The organism is Stenotrophomonas sp. TWI587 (assembly GCF_039674145.1).
GTDB classification, from domain to species: Bacteria; Pseudomonadota; Gammaproteobacteria; order Xanthomonadales; family Xanthomonadaceae; genus Stenotrophomonas; species Stenotrophomonas maltophilia_AY.
In genome coordinates this window covers 536,932-553,519 of the sequence record NZ_JBDJMW010000001.1, presented here as the reverse complement: position 1 = coordinate 553,519, position 16,588 = coordinate 536,932, and the positions used below count along the sequence as shown (strand labels likewise).

The 16,588-nt window shown below is 67.6% G+C and carries 13 protein-coding genes and 1 pseudogene; all 14 read left to right on the top strand.

Translation table 11 applies throughout. The annotated features are described in order from the left end of the window. The first annotated feature begins 8 nt into the window (after nt 1-8). The 14 genes and pseudogenes from fliR (at nt 9) to ABE464_RS02470 (ending at nt 16,587) form a co-directional block, all read left to right on the top strand. On the top strand, nt 9-800 hold the full coding sequence (fliR, locus tag ABE464_RS02535; RefSeq protein WP_346470591.1) for a flagellar biosynthetic protein FliR: 792 nt from the start codon (nt 9-11) through the stop codon (nt 798-800). 204 nt (nt 801-1,004) lie between these two features. Continuing rightward, nucleotides 1,005-3,149: an EAL domain-containing protein gene (locus ABE464_RS02530; protein WP_346470590.1), complete on the top strand. Its 2,145-nt coding sequence runs from the start codon at nt 1,005-1,007 to the stop codon at nt 3,147-3,149. Nucleotides 3,150-3,252: 103 nt separating this feature from the next. Then, on the top strand, nt 3,253-4,383 hold the full coding sequence (gene flhB / locus ABE464_RS02525; RefSeq protein WP_346470589.1) for a flagellar biosynthesis protein FlhB: 1,131 nt from the start codon (nt 3,253-3,255) through the stop codon (nt 4,381-4,383). Between the two features lie 23 nt (nt 4,384-4,406). Then, nucleotides 4,407-6,488, top strand: a complete 2,082-nt coding sequence (gene flhA, locus ABE464_RS02520; protein ID WP_346470692.1) for a flagellar biosynthesis protein FlhA — start codon at nt 4,407-4,409, stop codon at nt 6,486-6,488. 149 nt (nt 6,489-6,637) lie between these two features. Further along, nucleotides 6,638-8,293, top strand: coding sequence for an AAA family ATPase (locus tag ABE464_RS02515; RefSeq protein WP_346470588.1), 1,656 nt, complete (start codon nt 6,638-6,640; stop codon nt 8,291-8,293). Then, on the top strand, nt 8,280-9,167 hold the full coding sequence (locus ABE464_RS02510; protein ID WP_123729189.1) for a MinD/ParA family protein: 888 nt from the start codon (nt 8,280-8,282) through the stop codon (nt 9,165-9,167). The genes ABE464_RS02515 and ABE464_RS02510 overlap by 14 nt, the downstream gene beginning before the upstream one ends. Next, on the top strand, nt 9,164-9,910 hold the full coding sequence (locus tag ABE464_RS02505; protein WP_123729188.1) for an RNA polymerase sigma factor FliA: 747 nt from the start codon (nt 9,164-9,166) through the stop codon (nt 9,908-9,910). Before ABE464_RS02510 ends, ABE464_RS02505 begins: the two co-directional genes overlap by 4 nt. A 16-nt stretch (nt 9,911-9,926) precedes the next feature. Continuing rightward, a complete protein-coding gene (cheY, locus tag ABE464_RS02500) occupies nt 9,927-10,319 on the top strand; it encodes a chemotaxis response regulator CheY (protein ID WP_184997074.1) in 393 nt (130 codons plus the stop codon). Next, nucleotides 10,319-10,933: a protein phosphatase CheZ gene (locus ABE464_RS02495; RefSeq protein WP_346470587.1), complete on the top strand. Its 615-nt coding sequence runs from the start codon at nt 10,319-10,321 to the stop codon at nt 10,931-10,933. Before cheY ends, ABE464_RS02495 begins: the two co-directional genes overlap by 1 nt. A 5-nt stretch (nt 10,934-10,938) precedes the next feature. After that, the gene (locus tag ABE464_RS02490; protein ID WP_346470586.1) at nt 10,939-12,777 is read left to right on the top strand and encodes a chemotaxis protein CheA; all 1,839 of its coding nucleotides are present in this window, start codon (nt 10,939-10,941) and stop codon (nt 12,775-12,777) included. 79 nt (nt 12,778-12,856) lie between these two features. After that, nucleotides 12,857-13,597: a flagellar motor protein gene (locus tag ABE464_RS02485; protein WP_121036725.1), complete on the top strand. Its 741-nt coding sequence runs from the start codon at nt 12,857-12,859 to the stop codon at nt 13,595-13,597. Nucleotide 13,598: 1 nt separating this feature from the next. Further along, nucleotides 13,599-14,429, top strand: a pseudogene (motD, locus tag ABE464_RS02480) (flagellar motor protein MotD); the annotation flags it as partial. A gap of 182 nt (nt 14,430-14,611) precedes the next feature. Then, nucleotides 14,612-15,394, top strand: coding sequence for a ParA family protein (locus ABE464_RS02475; RefSeq protein WP_346470585.1), 783 nt, complete (start codon nt 14,612-14,614; stop codon nt 15,392-15,394). Further along, a complete protein-coding gene (locus ABE464_RS02470) occupies nt 15,391-16,587 on the top strand; it encodes a chemotaxis protein CheW (protein WP_346470584.1) in 1,197 nt (398 codons plus the stop codon). Before ABE464_RS02475 ends, ABE464_RS02470 begins: the two co-directional genes overlap by 4 nt. The last annotated feature ends 1 nt before the right edge of the window (nt 16,588 follow it).

Here is a 16,588-nt window from a genome sequence, read left to right as displayed (position 1 = left end):
CAGCCGCCGTGGATTCCGCGACCCAGATGGCCGCCGATGGCCTGCAGGCCTTCGGCATGATCGGCACGATCCTGTGGACCATGCTGCGCATCGGCGCCATGATCATGGCGATGCCGCTGATCGGCACCCGCGCGGTGCCCTCGCGGGTGCGTGTGATGCTCGCCGGCGCTCTGGCGATCGCGCTCTCGCCGATGCTGCCGCCGGTACCGGAATGGACCGGCTTCGATGCAGCGACGGTGTTGACCATCGCCCGCGAACTGGCCATCGGCATCTCGATCGGCTTCCTGCTGCGGCTGGTGTTCGAGGCCGGCGCGATGGCTGGTGAACTGGTGGCCCAAGGGACCGGCCTGGCGTTCGCGCAGATGAGTGACCCGATGCGCGGTGGCAGCTCCGGCGTGATCGGCCAGTGGTTCTATCTGCTGTTCGGCCTGCTGTTCTTCGCTTCCAACGGGCATCTGGCGCTGATCTCATTGTTGATGGACAGCTACAAAGCCCTGCCGATCGGCGCGGCGCTGCCGGATCCGCACGCCTTCTTCGCCATCGCTCCCACCTTCCTGCTGCAGGTGTTCCGTGGCGCGCTCACGTTGGCGCTGCCGCTCACCGTGGCGATGCTGGCCATCAATCTGGCCTTCGGCGTGCTGGCCCGCGCGGCCCCTGCGCTCAACCCGATCCAGCTTGGCCTGCCGGTGGCGCTGCTGCTGGGCCTGTTCCTGCTGACCGTCTTGGCCGGCGAGATGGGGCCGCCGGTGCAGCGTCTGTTCGATGCCGCCTTCGACGCGGCCGACAGCGTCAGCCGCTGACCCGGGACACACCCGGGACAGCGCGGAAACCCGCCGAAAGCGGGCCATTCGTCACTTGCGGCGCCCCCCGGTCGAGTTGTTAGTCTGGGCCCTGCGTTACGCTGCGCCATCGCACGGCGATGACGAAACCTTCACCCGCTGTCTGCGGTGATGGCGTGGCGTTCTGTCGTATCGCTCAGGTGTTGACCAGGGAGAGAGTCATCCATGCTGATCGGCAGCTACACCCCGTGGTTGGTCGTTGTGTCGTTTCTGGTGGCCGTGCTGGCCTCCTTTACTGCGCTGGACATGGCCAGCCGGGTCACCACCGCGGCCACGCGCCGCTCCACCTGGCTCTGGTTGACCGGTGGCGGAGGTGCAATGGGGCTGGGCATCTGGTCGATGCACTTCATCGGCATGCTCGCCTTCCAGCTCCCTATCCCGCTGGGCTATGCGCTGGGCCTGACCACGGTCTCACTGCTGGCCGCCATGGCCTCGTCCATCTTCGCGCTGTGGCTGGTCTCACGCCGAACCCTGCCGCACGGCCGCCTCGCGCTCGGTGCGCTGTTGATGGGCAGTGGCATCGCATCGATGCACTACTTGGGCATGGCCGCACTGCACATGCAGCCCGGGATCGACTACCAGCTCGGCTGGGTGGCACTGTCGCTGCTCATTGCCGTGGCCGCGTCCTGGACCGCGCTGCACATCGCCTTCCGGCTGCGCAGCAGCCACCGCCGCCGTCGTGATCGCATCGCACCGGCCCTGGCACTCGGCGCCGCCATCGCCGGCATGCATTACACCGGCATGGCCGCCGCGCGCTTCCCTGCCGGCAGCATCTGCGGTGCGGTCGCCGGTGATGGTCTGCAGACGCAGTGGCTGGCGCTGGTGGTGCTGGTGCTCACCATCGCGATCCTGGCCATCGTGCTGATCGTCTCCTGGCTGGACCAGCGCATGGAGGCGCAGCTGCTGCGCCTTCGCAATACCGACCTGAGCAGTTCACTGGATGACGCACAGGCCGAGCTGACCCAGGCCGCCCTGCACGATCCCCTGACCCGCCTGCCCAACCGCCGCCTGCTGCAGCAGCGGATTGAGCAGGCGCTTGCCGAAGCCGAGCAGCGCGGCAGCCGGTTCGCGGTGATGTTCATGGATCTGGACGGCTTCAAACAGGTCAATGATGCCTACGGTCACCAGACCGGTGATGCATTGCTGGTCGCCGTTGCCGACCGCACCCGCAAGCTGCTGCGGCCCGCAGACATGATCGCGCGCCTGGGCGGCGACGAGTTCGTGCTGGTGGTGCCGATCGAGAACGATGAGGATGTCGCCACGCTGGCCAGCCGCATCATCCAGACCGTGGGTCGCGAGCCGCTGCTGGGCTATCAGGACCTGCAGGTCACCGCCAGCATCGGCATCGCCATCTGCCCGGACCATGCCGCCAGTGAGCGTCAGCTCATGGCCTTCGCCGATGCGGCGATGTACCAGGCCAAGGAGGCTGGCCGCAATGCGTATGTGCGCTTCGCCGATTGGATGAACGACAGTGCCGAGCAGCAGTTCCAGCTGCTCGCCGACCTGCGCCGGGCGATCGGCACCGAGCAGCTGTTCCTGCACTACCAACCCAAGACGCGCGTCGCCGGCCAGTCGATCAGCGGGGCCGAAGCACTGATCCGGTGGCGCCACCCGCAACAGGGCCTGATCCCGCCGGACCGCTTCATCCGCCTGGCCGAGCGTAGCGGCGTGATCAACGACATTGGCCGCTGGGCACTCAACGAAGCCTGCCGCCAGCTGCGTGTGTGGCACGACGCCGGTCATGACGGCTGGACGGTCTCGGTGAATCTCTCGCCGATCCAGTTCGCCTCGCCCAACCTGCTGCAGGAAGTGCGCGAGGCGCTCAAGACCCACCATCTCGAGCCGCGCCGACTGATCCTGGAGATCACGGAAAGCACCGTGATGCGTGACACCGAAGTCAGCCTGACCCTGTTGCAGGCGATGGCCGCACTGGGCGTGGGCATTTCCATCGATGATTTCGGCACCGGATACTCCAGCCTGCTGTACCTCAAACGGCTGCCGGCCACCGAGATCAAGATCGACCACGCCTTCGTGCGCGACCTGGAGATCAGCTCGGAGGACGTGGTGATCGTGTCGGCGATCGTGGCGCTGGGGCATGCCCTGGACATGGACATCGTCGCCGAAGGCGTCGAGACCGCCGGCCAGCGGGCCTATCTGGAGCGACTGGGCTGCGATTACCTGCAGGGGTATCTGCTGGGGCGGCCGGTGGACCCCGAGCGCTTCATGCAGCTGCATGACCTGCCCCGCCCCCGAGTAGAGGTGGCGGCAGACTGGAAGGCCCACGCGCGCCCAGGCGCCTCGGCGGGGTGATGCTGGAGACCCGGTAGTGCCGCCACTGGCCGGCACTACCTTCTCGTAGCCCGCGGAACGGTTCTTGCACGGACACCGGTATCTCCTCCCGTGTCGTGCCCTGATGTCCGAGAACGAACAAGCCGGCGAAAAAACCGAATTACCCACCGAAAAACGCCTGCGCGATGCCCGGGAACAGGGCAACATCCCGCGCTCGCGTGAACTGGCCACGGCGGCCGTGTTCGGTGCCGGTGTTCTGGCGCTGATGGCGTTCTCCGGCACCATCGCCCGCAACACCAAAACCTGGATGCAGTTCGCGCTGAGCCCCGAGCCGGCCCTGTGGCTGCACCCGAAGGCGTTGTTCGGGCACTTCGGCGAGCTGCTGCTGCGCCTGATGCTGGCGATGTGGCCCCTGATCGTGATCTGTCTGCTGGCCAGTTTCCTGTCGCCGGTGGTGATGGGCGGGCTGCGCTGGTCCAACAAATCGATGATGCCGGACTTCACCCGGATGAGCCCGATGGCCGGCATGAAGCGCCTGTATGGCCCCGAAGCGATCGCCGAGTTCACCAAATCGCTGCTGCGCATCGTCTTTGTCGGCACCGCTGCCGGGCTGGTGGTCTGGCACGGCATCCGCTCGCTGCGCGACCTCCTCAACCAGCCGCTGGAGGCTGCCATGGTCCACGGCCTGGGCTTCACCCTGAAGCTGATGCTGGCCACCGGCGGCGCCATGATGCTGCTGGCCTTCATCGATGCCCCGTACCAGCGCTGGAACTGGATGCGCAAGCTGAAGATGACCCGTGAAGAGCTGCGCCGGGAAATGAAGGAAAGCGAGGGCAGCCCGGAGGTCAAGGGCCGCATCCGCCAGCTCCAGCAGCAGCTGGCCAACCGCCGGATGATGGAAGCGGTGCCCACGGCCGACGTGGTGGTGGTCAACCCGACCCACTACGCGGTCGCCCTGAAATACGAGGGCGGAAAGATGGGCGCCCCCACCGTGGTGGCCCTGGGCGTGGATGAAACCGCCCTGCGTATCCGTGAAGTGGCCGACGGCAACAAGGTCGCCATCGTTTCCGCCCCGCCTTTGGCACGCGCCTTGTATCGGGAAGGTCAACTTGGAAAGGAAATTCCCGTGAGACTGTATTCGGCCGTGGCCCAGGTCCTCTCCTACGTCTACCAGCTGCGCAGCTGGCACACCGGCCCGATGCCGGCCAGCCCCAGCATCGACATCGACGAATTCGGCAAGGGAGCCCGCCCATGAGCGCACAGCCTGCTTCGGGCGGCATGACCGCGCGCCGCGCCCTGGACATGATCCGCAACGGCCTTGGCGCCCCGCTGATCGTGCTGGCCCTGCTGGCCATGGTGGTGGTCCCGCTGGCCCCACCGGTGCTCGATGCACTGTTCACCTTCAACATCGCCATCTCGCTGATGGTGCTGCTGGCGGTGGTGTACGTGAAGCGCCCGCTGGACTTCACCATCTTCCCGATCGTGCTGCTGATCACCACCATGCTGCGGCTGGCGCTGAACGTGGCGTCCACCCGCGTGATCCTGCTGAATGGCCAGAACGGCCACGATGCAGCCGGCAAGGTGATCGCCGCGTTTGGTGAGTTCGTCATCGGCGGCAACTACGCCGTCGGTATCGTGGTGTTCGCGATCCTGACCATCATCAACTTCGTGGTCATCACCAAGGGTGCCGGCCGCGTGTCCGAAGTGACCGCGCGCTTCATCCTCGATGCCATGCCCGGCAAGCAGATGGCCATCGACGCCGACCTCAACGCCGGTTTGCTGACGCGCGAAGAGGCCAAGGCCCGCCGCGAAGAAGTCCGCGAGGAAGCCGATTTCTACGGCGCGATGGACGGTGCCAGCAAGTTCATCCGCGGCGATGCGATCGCCGGCATCCTGATCCTGTTCATCAACTTGATCGGCGGCCTGGCCGTCGGCGTGCTCCAGCACGGCATGCCGTTCGGTGATGCCGCCGCCACCTACACCCTGCTGTCCATCGGTGACGGTCTGGTGGCGCAGCTGCCGGCGCTGCTGGTGTCCTCGGCGGTGGCCATGCTGGTGACCCGCGCCTCGCGCTCGCAGGACATGGCCCAGGCCATGATGGGCCAGGTATTCGGCCAGTACCGCGCGCTCACTATTGCCGCTGCGATCATGGGTGTGGTCGGTCTGGTCCCGGGCATGCCCAACGTCGCCTTCTTGACGCTGGCAGTCATCCTCGGCTTCGTTGCCTGGAAGGCCTGGAAGAAGAGCGTGGCCGCTGCGCGCGCCGCCGAATCCCCCGCCGCCAGCCGTCCCGAAGCCTTGGGCCTGCCCGGTGCCACCCCGTCGCCCACCGCTGAGCTGACCTGGGACGAACTGCGCCCGGTTGATCCGCTGGGGCTGGAGGTCGGCTATCGCTTGATCCCACTGGTCGACAAGAACCAGGGCGGCGAGCTGATGGCGCGGATCAAAGGCGTGCGCCGCAAGCTCACCCACGACATCGGCTTCCTGATTCCCTCCGTCCATATCCGCGACAACCTCGAGCTGCCGGCCACCGCCTACCGCCTGCTGATCCACGGAGTGCCCGTGGCCACCGCCGAGATCCACCCGGACCGCGAACTTGCGCTGGACCCGGGCAGTGCACTGGGCACGTTGGAAGGCATCGCGGGCAAGGATCCGGCCTTCGGCCTGGACGCCACCTGGATCCAGCCGCACCAGCGCGCCAACGCTGAAACCATGGGCTACACCGTGGTCGATCCGGCCACCGTGGTCGCCACGCATCTGTCGCACCTGATCCGCGAGCACGCCCCGGAACTGCTTGGCCATGAAGAAGTGCAGCAGCTGCTGGCCAACCTGGCCAAGAGCGCACCGAAGCTGGTCGAGGATCTGACGCCCAAGTCGCTGCCGCTCTCGGCCGTGGTGCGCGTGCTGCAGAACCTGCTGATCGAACGCATTCCTATCCGCCAGCTGCGCAAGATCGTCGAATCGCTGGTGGAAAGCGCCCCGACCAGCCAGGACCCGGCCGTGCTGACCGCTGCCGTGCGCAACGCACTGGGCCGCTTCATCGTGCAGGAGATCGCCGGAATGTCGGCGGAGCTGCCGGTATTCACCCTCAACCCGCAACTGGAACGCGTCTTGCAGGAGTCCACTCAGGGCAACGGCGCCGCGCTGGAACCCGGACTCGCCGAGCGACTGCATCAAAGCCTGGCCGAATGTGTCGGCAAGCAGGAAGCGAAGAACGAGCCGGCGGTCGTGCTGGTCCCCGGCCCGGTACGTGCCGCGCTGGCACGGCTGGTACGCCACAGCGTCCCCTCGCTGTCCGTACTTGCCTACAGCGAGGTGCCCGAGGACAAACGGTTGAAGCTGGTCGGCACGATCAGTTGAGCCAGGCGCCCGACGGCACCGCGACAGAAAACAGACACCTCATTCGAATTCACCGCAGCAGGAAATAAAGGGAATCCCTGACCGTGCAGACCACCGACAACCAGCGTTTCCCTTCCACCACTCCGCCGCCCCAGTCCCGGTACCACAGCATGAAAATCAAACGCTTCGTCGCCTCCGATATGCGCTCGGCCATGAACCTGGTGCGCAAGGAACACGGTCCGGACGCCGTGATCCTGTCCAACCGCCGGATCGCGGAAGGTGTCGAGATCGTGGCGGCGGCGAACTACGATGAAGGCGCCGTGCAGCGTGCCCTGGAAGCGGCCCGCAAGGACGTCGCTCCGCCGCCGGCCCCGCGCCCGCGCAGCGCCGCCGATGCCGTGATCGCGGCGGTGACCCGTCGCAAGACCCCGGTTGCCACGCCCGAGCCGGTCGCGGCCACCACCTCGGCCGTTGCCGCCCTGGCCCGCGCCGCTGTCGGCGCGACCGGTCGCACGCTCGATACCGCCCACGAAGTGGTGCCGCCGCGCGGCAGTGATGGCTTCGCCGCCACCCTGGCCCGCGCCGGCCTCAACCCGGCTGTCAACGAACCGTCGCTGCCGGAGCAGATCTTCGCGCCGTTCAATGTCGAGCAGGCCGCGGCAGCCTCGCCCGCCGAGCCGGTGGAGGCTGTTCCCGCGCCGGCCCCGATCAACCGCGCCCGTTTCGTGATCGATCCGCCCCTGGATGAAATGGACGAGCCCGCATTGCCGGCCGCGGCCGTGCTCGCCCCGGCCGCGATCGTGGCCACCGCCGTACCGCCGGCGCTGCCGCTGCCGTTGCCGGTGACCACCGCTGCCGCCGCCAACGAACCGGCACCGGTCGTGGCCAGCGTGCCGGACCTGGCCCTGATCCCGCGCGACGACGAAGAAATCCGCCAGCTGCGTCACGAAGTGGCCGGCATGCGCCACGTCATCGAGCGTGAAATGCACCGCTTCACCGACGAGCGCCTGCGCGGCTCGCCGGTACGCGCCGCCGCACTGGACCTGATGGACGAATATGGCTTCGATGCCGGTATCAGCCGCGACGTGGCCATGCAGATCCCGCTGGACACCGAAGCCCACCGTGGCCGTGGCCTGATGTTGGGGTTGCTGTCCAAGAAGCTGCCGATCGCCCCGGTCGACCCGCTCGAAGCGGGCGGCGTGATCGCCCTGGTCGGCCCCACCGGTGCCGGCAAGACCACCACCATCGCCAAGCTGGCCTCGCGCTTCGCCGAAGCCCATGCCGCCCGCGATGTGGCCCTGGTCACCACCGATACCGGCCGCATCGGCGCCCGCGAGCAGCTGTACGGCTTCGGCCGCCAGCTCGGCATCGCCGTCCACGAGGCCAGCAGTGGAAGCGATCTGAACCAGCTGCTGGAACGCCTGAAGGACTACAAGCTGGTCCTGATCGACACCGCCGGCCTGGGCCCGCGCGACCGTGCGCTGGCCGCCCAGCTGCAGTGGCTGCGGGCCGCCGAGCAGATCCGCACCCTGCTGGTACTGCCGGCCAACACCAGTTTCGGCGACATGGACGAGGTGGTCCGCCGCTTCAGCGCCGCCAACCCGCAGGGTGTGGTGCTGAGCAAGCTGGACGAGACCGGTCGCTTCGGTACCGCCCTGTCGGTGGCCGTCGACCACCGCCTGCCGATCACCTGGGTCACCGATGGCCAGGACGTTCCTGAAGACCTGCACCGTGCCAGTGCGGCCAATCTTGTACTTCGCCTTGAAGATTTGCGCCGCGCGGCCGATATGCCCTGCAACCCGGAGTTGAACCATGCCGTCGCGTGAGTACGCCAAGCTGACCCAGACCTTCCCGTTGTCGGCTACCCGAAGCCAGCCGCTGGGCCCGGTCCGCACCATCGCCGTCACCGGCGGCAAGGGCGGCGTGGGCAAAACGAACGTTTCGGCCAATCTGGCCGTGGCGCTGGCGAGCATGGGCAAACGCACCCTGCTGCTGGATGCCGACCTGGCCCTGGCCAACGTCGATGTGATCCTGGGCCTGAAGCCGACGGTGACCCTGGCCGACCTGGTCGCCGGGCGCTGCACGCTGGAGGAGGTCATCATCGAAGGCCCCGGCGGCGTGCTGGTGGTGCCGGCCGCCTCGGGCCGCCGCAACATGGCCGAGCTGCAGCAGGCCGAGCACATCGGCCTGGTCAACGTGTTCTCCGAGCTGGAGCGCGAACTGGACATCATGGTCGTGGACACGGCCGCGGGCATCACCGACGGCGTGCTGACCTTCTGCCAGGCCGCCCAGGACACCGTCGTCGTGGTCTGCGATGAGCCGGCCTCGATCACCGACGCCTACGCCTTGATCAAGGTGCTCTCGCGCGAACGCGGCGTGGACCGGATCCAGGTGGTCGCCAACATGGTGCGCGACCCGAATGAAGGCCGGGTGCTGTACGAGAAGCTGACCCGCGTCTGCGAGAAGTTCCTCGCCGATGTGTCGCTCAACTACCTGGGCTGTGTGCCGCAGGACGACTGGCTGCGCCTGTCGGTCCAGCGCCAGCAGCCGGTGGTGAAGGCCTACCCGTCCAGCCCCTCGGCGCTGGCATTGACCGAGATCGCACGCCGTACCGCACGCTGGCAGGCCCCGACCGAGCCACGTGGCGGCGTCGAGTTCTTCCTGGAACGCATCCTCAAGCAACGCGGGGTGACCGCATGAAAGGCGCCGCACAGTACAAAGAGGTCCAGCGGGTCGCCGCGAACGAGTGCATTGCCCAGCACTCCGACCTGGTCCGCCGTATCGCCCATCACCTGGCGGCACGCCTGCCGGCGAGCGTGGAAGTGGACGACCTGATCCAGGCCGGCATGATGGGCCTGATCGAAGCGTCGCGCAGCTACGACGCCGACCAGGGCGCCTCGTTCGAGACCTATGCCTCGATCCGCATCCGTGGCTCGATGATCGATGAGATCCGCCGTGGTGACTGGGTGCCGCGCTCGGTCCATCGCCGGGCCCGCGACGCCGCCGCCACCATCCGCCGGCTCGAACAGAGCACCGGCCGTGCCGCCAGCGCCACGGAAGTGGCCGCCGCGATGGACATGCCGCTGCCCGACTATCTGCGCCTGATGGAAGATGCCTCGCGCGGCCAGGTGCTGAGCCTGGAATCACGGATCGAAGACCAGGGCGAGCTGGACACCGTCGCCCAGGGCGGCCCGACCCCGCAGCAGGTGCTGGAGCGCGGTGAGTTCGGGCGGGAGCTGGGCAACGCGATCGGGCTGCTGCCCGAGCGCGAACAGCTGGTCCTGTCGCTGTACTACGAGCAGGAACTGAACCTGAAAGAGATCGGCGCCGTGTTGGGCGTCAGCGAATCGCGCGTGTGCCAGATCCATGGCCAGGCCGTATTGCGCCTGCGTGGCCGACTGAAAATCTTCGAGGCGGCCGACGCCGGCCTCGAGAACCATTAAGACCGAGGAAAGAGCTTTGGACAAGAACATGCGTATCCTGATCGTCGACGATTTTTCGACCATGCGTCGTATCGTCAAGAACCTGCTGGGCGATCTGGGCTTCACCAACACGGCCGAAGCCGAGGACGGGCATGCCGCGCTGATGCTGTTGCAGAGCCAGCCGTTCGATTTCGTGGTCACCGACTGGAACATGCCGGTGATGACGGGCATCGACCTGCTCAAGGCCATCCGCGCCGACGCCAAGCTCAAGACGCTGCCGGTGTTGATGGTGACCGCTGAAGCCAAGCGCGAGCAGATCATCGAAGCGGCCCAGAACGGCGTCAACGGCTACATCATCAAGCCGTTCACCGCCCAGACCCTGGAAGAAAAGCTCGGCAAGATCTTCGAGCGTCTGGCGGCGAGCGCCTGATGGAAACCCTGAGCGACAAATCAGCGCTGGTGCAGCGCCTGCAGGATGCACTGGCCGCGCTGGAATCAGGCGACGAAGCGGCGTGGCGTCAGGAAATCGACGCACTCGCCGCACTGCGCACCCAGCCGATGATGGCCGGGTTGAACCGGCTCGCCCGCGAGCTGGGCCAGGCGCTGGGCGAGCTGCCCAGCCTGCCCAGCGAAGCCGGCGAACTGGACGATGCCTGCGCACGCCTGGATCACGTGGTGGCGATGACCGAACAGGCCACCCACCGCACCCTGGACCTGGCCGAAGAATGCCGCACGCTCACTGAGCAGCTGCGCGCCAATGGCTTGACGGCCGACCAGGACCAGCAGCTGGACCGCATACGCCACAACCTGACCGAGATCGCCCTCAGCCAGAGCTACCAGGATCTCACCGGGCAGATCATCCGCCGCGTGGTGGGCATCGTGCGTCGCGTGCATGAGGGCTTCGGTGCACTCGGGCTGCCGCCGCAGGACGACACCGCGCACAAGCGCGACAACGGCCTGGCCGGCCCGGCCGTGACCGGTCTGGACCGCCACCAGGTTTCACAGGTCGACGCTGACGACCTGCTCTCCGATTTGGGACTTTAACGATCATGAGTGCTGTTCCGGACGATATCGCTGCCGACTTCATCCTCGAGGCCCAGGAGATTCTGGATCGCCTCGGCGAACAGCTGGTGTCGCTGGAGCAGGCGCCCCAGGACGGTGACCAGCTCAACGCCGTGTTCCGCGGGTTCCACACGCTCAAGGGCGGCGCGGGCTTCCTCGGCATCCAGGCGATGGTCGAGCTGTGCCATGCCGCCGAGGAAACCCTCGGCATGGCGCGCTCGGGCCAAGCCACGCTGCAGGCCCATCACTTCGATGCGGCCCAGCAGTCGCTGGACTACCTGCAGTCGATGCTGGATTCGGTCTCGGCCGGCACCGAGCCGGGCTATGCCCCGCCGGAGCTGATCGCACAGTTCGACGTCAACGGCCCGGCCACTCCGGCGGCGGCACCGAGTGCCGCGGCCGGCCCCAGCAGCGGTGAGCTGATCACCGACGATGAATTCGAAGCGTTGCTGGACCAGCTGCATGGCGGTGCCGCACCGACCGCGGTCGCCGCCAGGAAAGACGACGGCATGATCAGCGAGGACGAGTTCGAATCCCTGCTCGACCAGCTGCACGGCGGCGCGGCACCCGGTGCCAAGGCCGTGACGGCCGCGCCGGCACCGGCGCCACGTGCAGTAGCTGCGCCCGCCGCGCCTGCCGCCAACAAGCCGGCGCCCAACAAACCGGTCGCCGAGGCCGAGCACACCGTGCGCGTGGACACCAAGCGCCTGGATGCGATCGTCAACCTGATCGGCGAGCTGGTGCTCTCGCGCAACCGCCTCAAGACCCTGCGCGCACGCCTGCACGATGAAGAGCTGGACCGCGCGGTCTCCACCCTGGACATTGCCACCGCCCGCCTGCAGTCGGCGGTGATGCGCACCCGCATGCAGCCGGTCGGCAAGGTGTTCTCGCGCTTCCCGAAGGTGGCGCGCGATGTCGCGCGCTCGCTGAAGAAGGAAGTGGAGCTGGAACTGATCGGCGCGGAAACCGAGCTGGACCGCAACCTGGTCGAAGCACTCGCCGATCCGCTGGTCCATCTGGTCCGCAACGCGATCGACCACGGCGTGGAAATGCCGGACCTGCGTGAAGCCCAGGGCAAGCCGCGCAGCGGCCACGTACGCCTGTCGGCCCAGCAGGAAGGCGACTACGTCAGCATCGAAGTGCAGGACGACGGCGCGGGCATCGATCCGGAACGTCTGCGCCAGAAGGCGCGCGAGAAGGGCCTGATCGACCCGGAAGCCGCCGCCCGCCTGAGCAGCGAGGAATGCCTGCACCTGGTGTTCCTGCCCGGATTCTCCACCAAGCAGCAGGTGACCGACATCTCCGGCCGCGGCGTGGGCATGGACGTGGTCCAGTCGCGCATCCGCGAGCTCAGTGGCCAGATCCAGATCCAGTCCGAGCTGGGCCGCGGCAGCCGCTTCATGATCCGCGTGCCGCTCACCTTGGCCATCCTGCCGACCCTGCTGGTACAGGCCGGCGAGGACGTCTACGCCCTGCCCCTGGCCCGCGTGATGGAGGTGCTGCACGCCCCCAACACCTCGCTGGGGTGGTTCGACGGCCGCGCCGTGCTGGACCGCAAATCGCACACGCTTGCCCTGGTGGATCTGCGCCACTGGCTGGATGTGGAGCCGATGCCGTCCTCGCTGCTGACCATCGTGGTGCTGCAGGCCGGTGAAGCCCGCTTCGGTCTGGTGGTCGACCAGGTCCGCGGCCGCGAGGAAGTGGTGATCAAGCCGCTGCCCAAGGCGCTGCGCGGACTGCGTGGCTATGCCGGCGCCACCCTCATCGGTGACGGCCGCATGGCGCTGATTCTGGACGTGGACGGGCTGCGCACCAACCACGATTGACCGCGTGAAAGTGTGACCGCCGCATCAGTGGATTCCTTCGGCGTCTCAAGTCCCATTCACACAAGCCGATAACGGACCCATGGACAGACTCAGCCTCATTGGACTTTTCCTCGCGCTGGCCTCACTGGTCGGCGGCAGCATCCTCAAGGGGGCCGGTCTGGCGTCGCTGTGGTCGCCGGCCGCCTTCGTGATCGTCATCGTCGGCACCATCGCATCGATCCTGCTGCACACCTCGCCGGCCGTGTTCAAGCATGCCTTCAAGATCGTGAAGTGGGTGATCCTGCCGCCGAGCAGCGACCGCCGGCACCTGATCCAGCAGATCGTGGAGTGGAGCAACATCGCCCGCCGCCAGGGCCTGCTCGGCCTGGAAGCCCAGGTCGATGCCCAGGACGACCCGTTCCTGCGCAAGGGCCTGCAGCTGCTGGTGGACGGTGTGGAGCCGGAGACCATCCGGCACATGATGGAAATCGAGCTGAGCAGCCAGGAGAGCCAGGATCTGGCCGCCTCCAAGGTGTTCGAGGGCATGGGCATCTATGCGCCGACGCTGGGCATCATCGGCGCCGTGCTCGGCCTGATCGCGGTGATGAAGAACCTCGCCGACCCGAGCAAGCTCGGCCACGGCATCGCCGCCGCCTTCACCGCCACCATCTACGGCATCGCCTCGGCGAACCTGCTGTTCCTGCCGGTCTCGGCCAAGCTCAAGAGCGTGATCCACCACAACAGCCGCGACCGCGAGATGATCATCGAAGGGCTGATCTCCATCGCCCAGGGTGAAAACCCGCGCAACATCGAAACCAACCTGTCCGGGTTCCTGCACTGACATGGCCCGCCGCAAGCACCACGAAGAACATGCCAACCATGAGGCCTGGGCTATCCCCTATGCCGACCTCATGACGCTGCTGCTCGCCTTCTTCGTGGTGATGTACGCCATCTCCTCGCTCAACGAGGGCAAGTACCGGATCATGGCCGACGCCCTCACCACCGCTTTCGGTGGCGCGCCGCGCACCATCAACCCGGTGCAGGTCGGCAACCAGCAGGTCCAGGGCGGCGGCTGGGACAGCCCCTCGGTGATCAAGGCCGGGACCAAAGTCGGGCCGTCCGCTCCCGCGCCCAGCAACGACCCCACCCTGCTGCCGGCGATGGCCTCGCAGATGCGCATGCCCGTCTCCATGCGCAACCAGGAACAGCTGCAGCGCGCCGAGCGCCAGCTCAACGGCATCGCCGACAAGCTGACCGCCACCCTGGCCCCCTTGATCGAGCGCGGCATGATCACCGTGCGCCGCACCGAGCTGTGGATCGAAGTGGAGATCAACAGCGACATCCTGTTCCCCACCGCATCGGCCACGCTGGACGTGCATGCGCGCGAGACCCTGTCCACCCTCGCCCAGGTGCTGCGCGATGCGCCCAACGGCGTGCGCGTGGAAGGCCACACCGACAACATCCCGATCGCCACGGCGCTGTTTCCCTCCAACTGGGAACTGTCCGCCGCGCGTGCGGCCAGCGTGGTGCATCTGTTCGCCGACCAGGGACTGCAACCGGCACGGCTGGCGATGGTCGGGTACGGCCAGTTCCGGCCGCGCCAGAGCAATGCCAGCGCCGACGGCCGCAACCGCAATCGGCGGGTCATGGTGATCATCCTCGCCGACACCGCTGCAGGCGTCGACCCGATCACCGACCGGCTCAGTGCCGATGCCGAGCCGGCCGATACGGCCGCCGCACCGAGCGCCGCCCGTACCTCCCCTGTTACCCCCATCGCACCGGTGCAGTTGCCACCGGTGCCGGCCGGCAGCCGTGTTGGCGCCGCCGTTCCGTCTGCAATGAAGGAGTGAACCGCATGCGTATCTGGGCTGTTGCCAATCAGAAAGGCGGCGTGGGCAAGACCACCACGACGCTCGCGCTCGGCCGTGGTCTGGCCACGCAGGGCCACCGCGTGCTGTTGATCGATCTGGATCCGCATTCGTCGCTGACCCGGGCCTTCGGCGTGCCGCTGGATCCACCGCCGCAGGGCGTGCTGGAGCTGTTCGGCGCGCCGCCGGCCGAGCTGGCCACGCTGGCCCACCACAGCAGCATTCCCGGCCTGGACTACGTCTGCGCGCAGGCGGCACTGGCCACGCTGGAGCGCCGCAGCGCGAACCAGCCCGGCCTCGGCCTGGCGCTGCAGAACGCGCTCGCCCGCCACCAGGGCCAGCACGACTACATCCTGCTGGACTGCGCCCCGACCCTGGGCCTGCTGATGATCAACGCCCTTGCCGCGGCCGACCGCCTGATCATCCCGACCCAGGCCGAACCGCTGGCGCTGCACGGCCTGGACGGCATGGTGCGGACCGGCGAAATGGTCGAACGTTCGCGTCGCCGCCCGTTGCCGATGTCGATCCTGCCGACCCTGTTCGACCGCCGCACCCGCGCTGGCAACGAAACCGTCAAGCTGATGCAGGACAAGCACGGCCAGCGGGTGTGGGAAGACGCGATTCCGGTCGACACCCGCATCTGCAATGCCGCCAGCCTGACCATGCCGCCCCAGTCCGAGGATTACCCGGGTCGCGGTTTGGCTGCCTATCGGCGTGCGCTGGAATGGATCCTGGCCGACGACGCGCAGCAGATGGAGCGCGCGGCATGAACACGGCCGGCGTACTGGATGATTACCTGGAACAGCTGCTCGGCGACGCCGTCCCGGCACCCGCGGACGCACCGTCACCGGCGGCGTCGCTCGGTGCGGGCGAAGCGCCAGCCGTCGTGGCCGCGCCGGTCGCCATGCCCTCGGCCGTGCTGGACGATCTGCTGGACGAGGTCCGCAACGATCCCTCGCTCAGCGGCCTGATGACACTGCCCGATACCAGCGCGGGCACCGCCGATGATGCCCGCCCGGACTGGAACGACCTGCCGCCGGAGGTGGTCTACGAGACCGACGCCCCGGTGGCCGCCGCAGCAGTCGAGGCCATTGCACCCGCGCCGGGCTTCGACGACCTGCTTGACGAGGTCCGCAACGATCCCTCGCTCAGCGGTGCGATGACGTTGGCCAAGGACGAGGATCGCCCCAGCTGGGACGATCTGCCGCCAGAGGTCGTGTACGAGACGGCGCCGGTCGTCGCACCTGCCGCAGTGACCGCTCCCGGTTTCGATGACCTGCTCGACGAAGTCCGCAACGACCCGTCGTTGAGCGGCCTGATGACCGCCGGTGAGGACGTGGCACCCTCCGCGGTGGTACTACCGCCCGCCCCTGCCTCCCCACCGGCTCCCACCGCCCGCACCATGCCTGCCATGCCACTTGCCCCCAGCATCCGCGCCAAGACGCCCACGTTGGCTCACAGCCGCCCTGGCAGCTGGGAAGAGCTGCAACGGCAGGCCCGCGACCCGGCCTCCAGCCCGCGCGAGAACCGGCGGGCCAGCGAGCGCACCTCGCGCTGGCTGCGCCTGCGCTGTGGCGCCCAGGCCTATGCGCTGGAACTGCTCAAGGTGCAGGAGGTCGTCCTGCCCGTGCCGCTGTTGCCGTTGCGCGGCACCGCGCCGGAGATGCTCGGCATCATGAACCTGCGTGGCCAGGTCGTCCCGGTGATGGATCTGGGCATCCATCTGGGCAGCAGTGCGATCATCAACGATGCCAACACCCGCATCGTGGTGCTGGAGGAGAACGGCGAAACCATGGGCCTGCGCGTCTCGGCCGTGGAAGACGTCGCCAACCTCACCGACTCGCAGATCGAGCCGCCCGATACCGCCCGCATCTGCCAGATTTCCAACGACCTGTTCCGCGGCGTGGCGCGCGTGACCGCCCAGCCGATGATCCTGCTGGATGCGACGCAGCTGTTGAACTGAC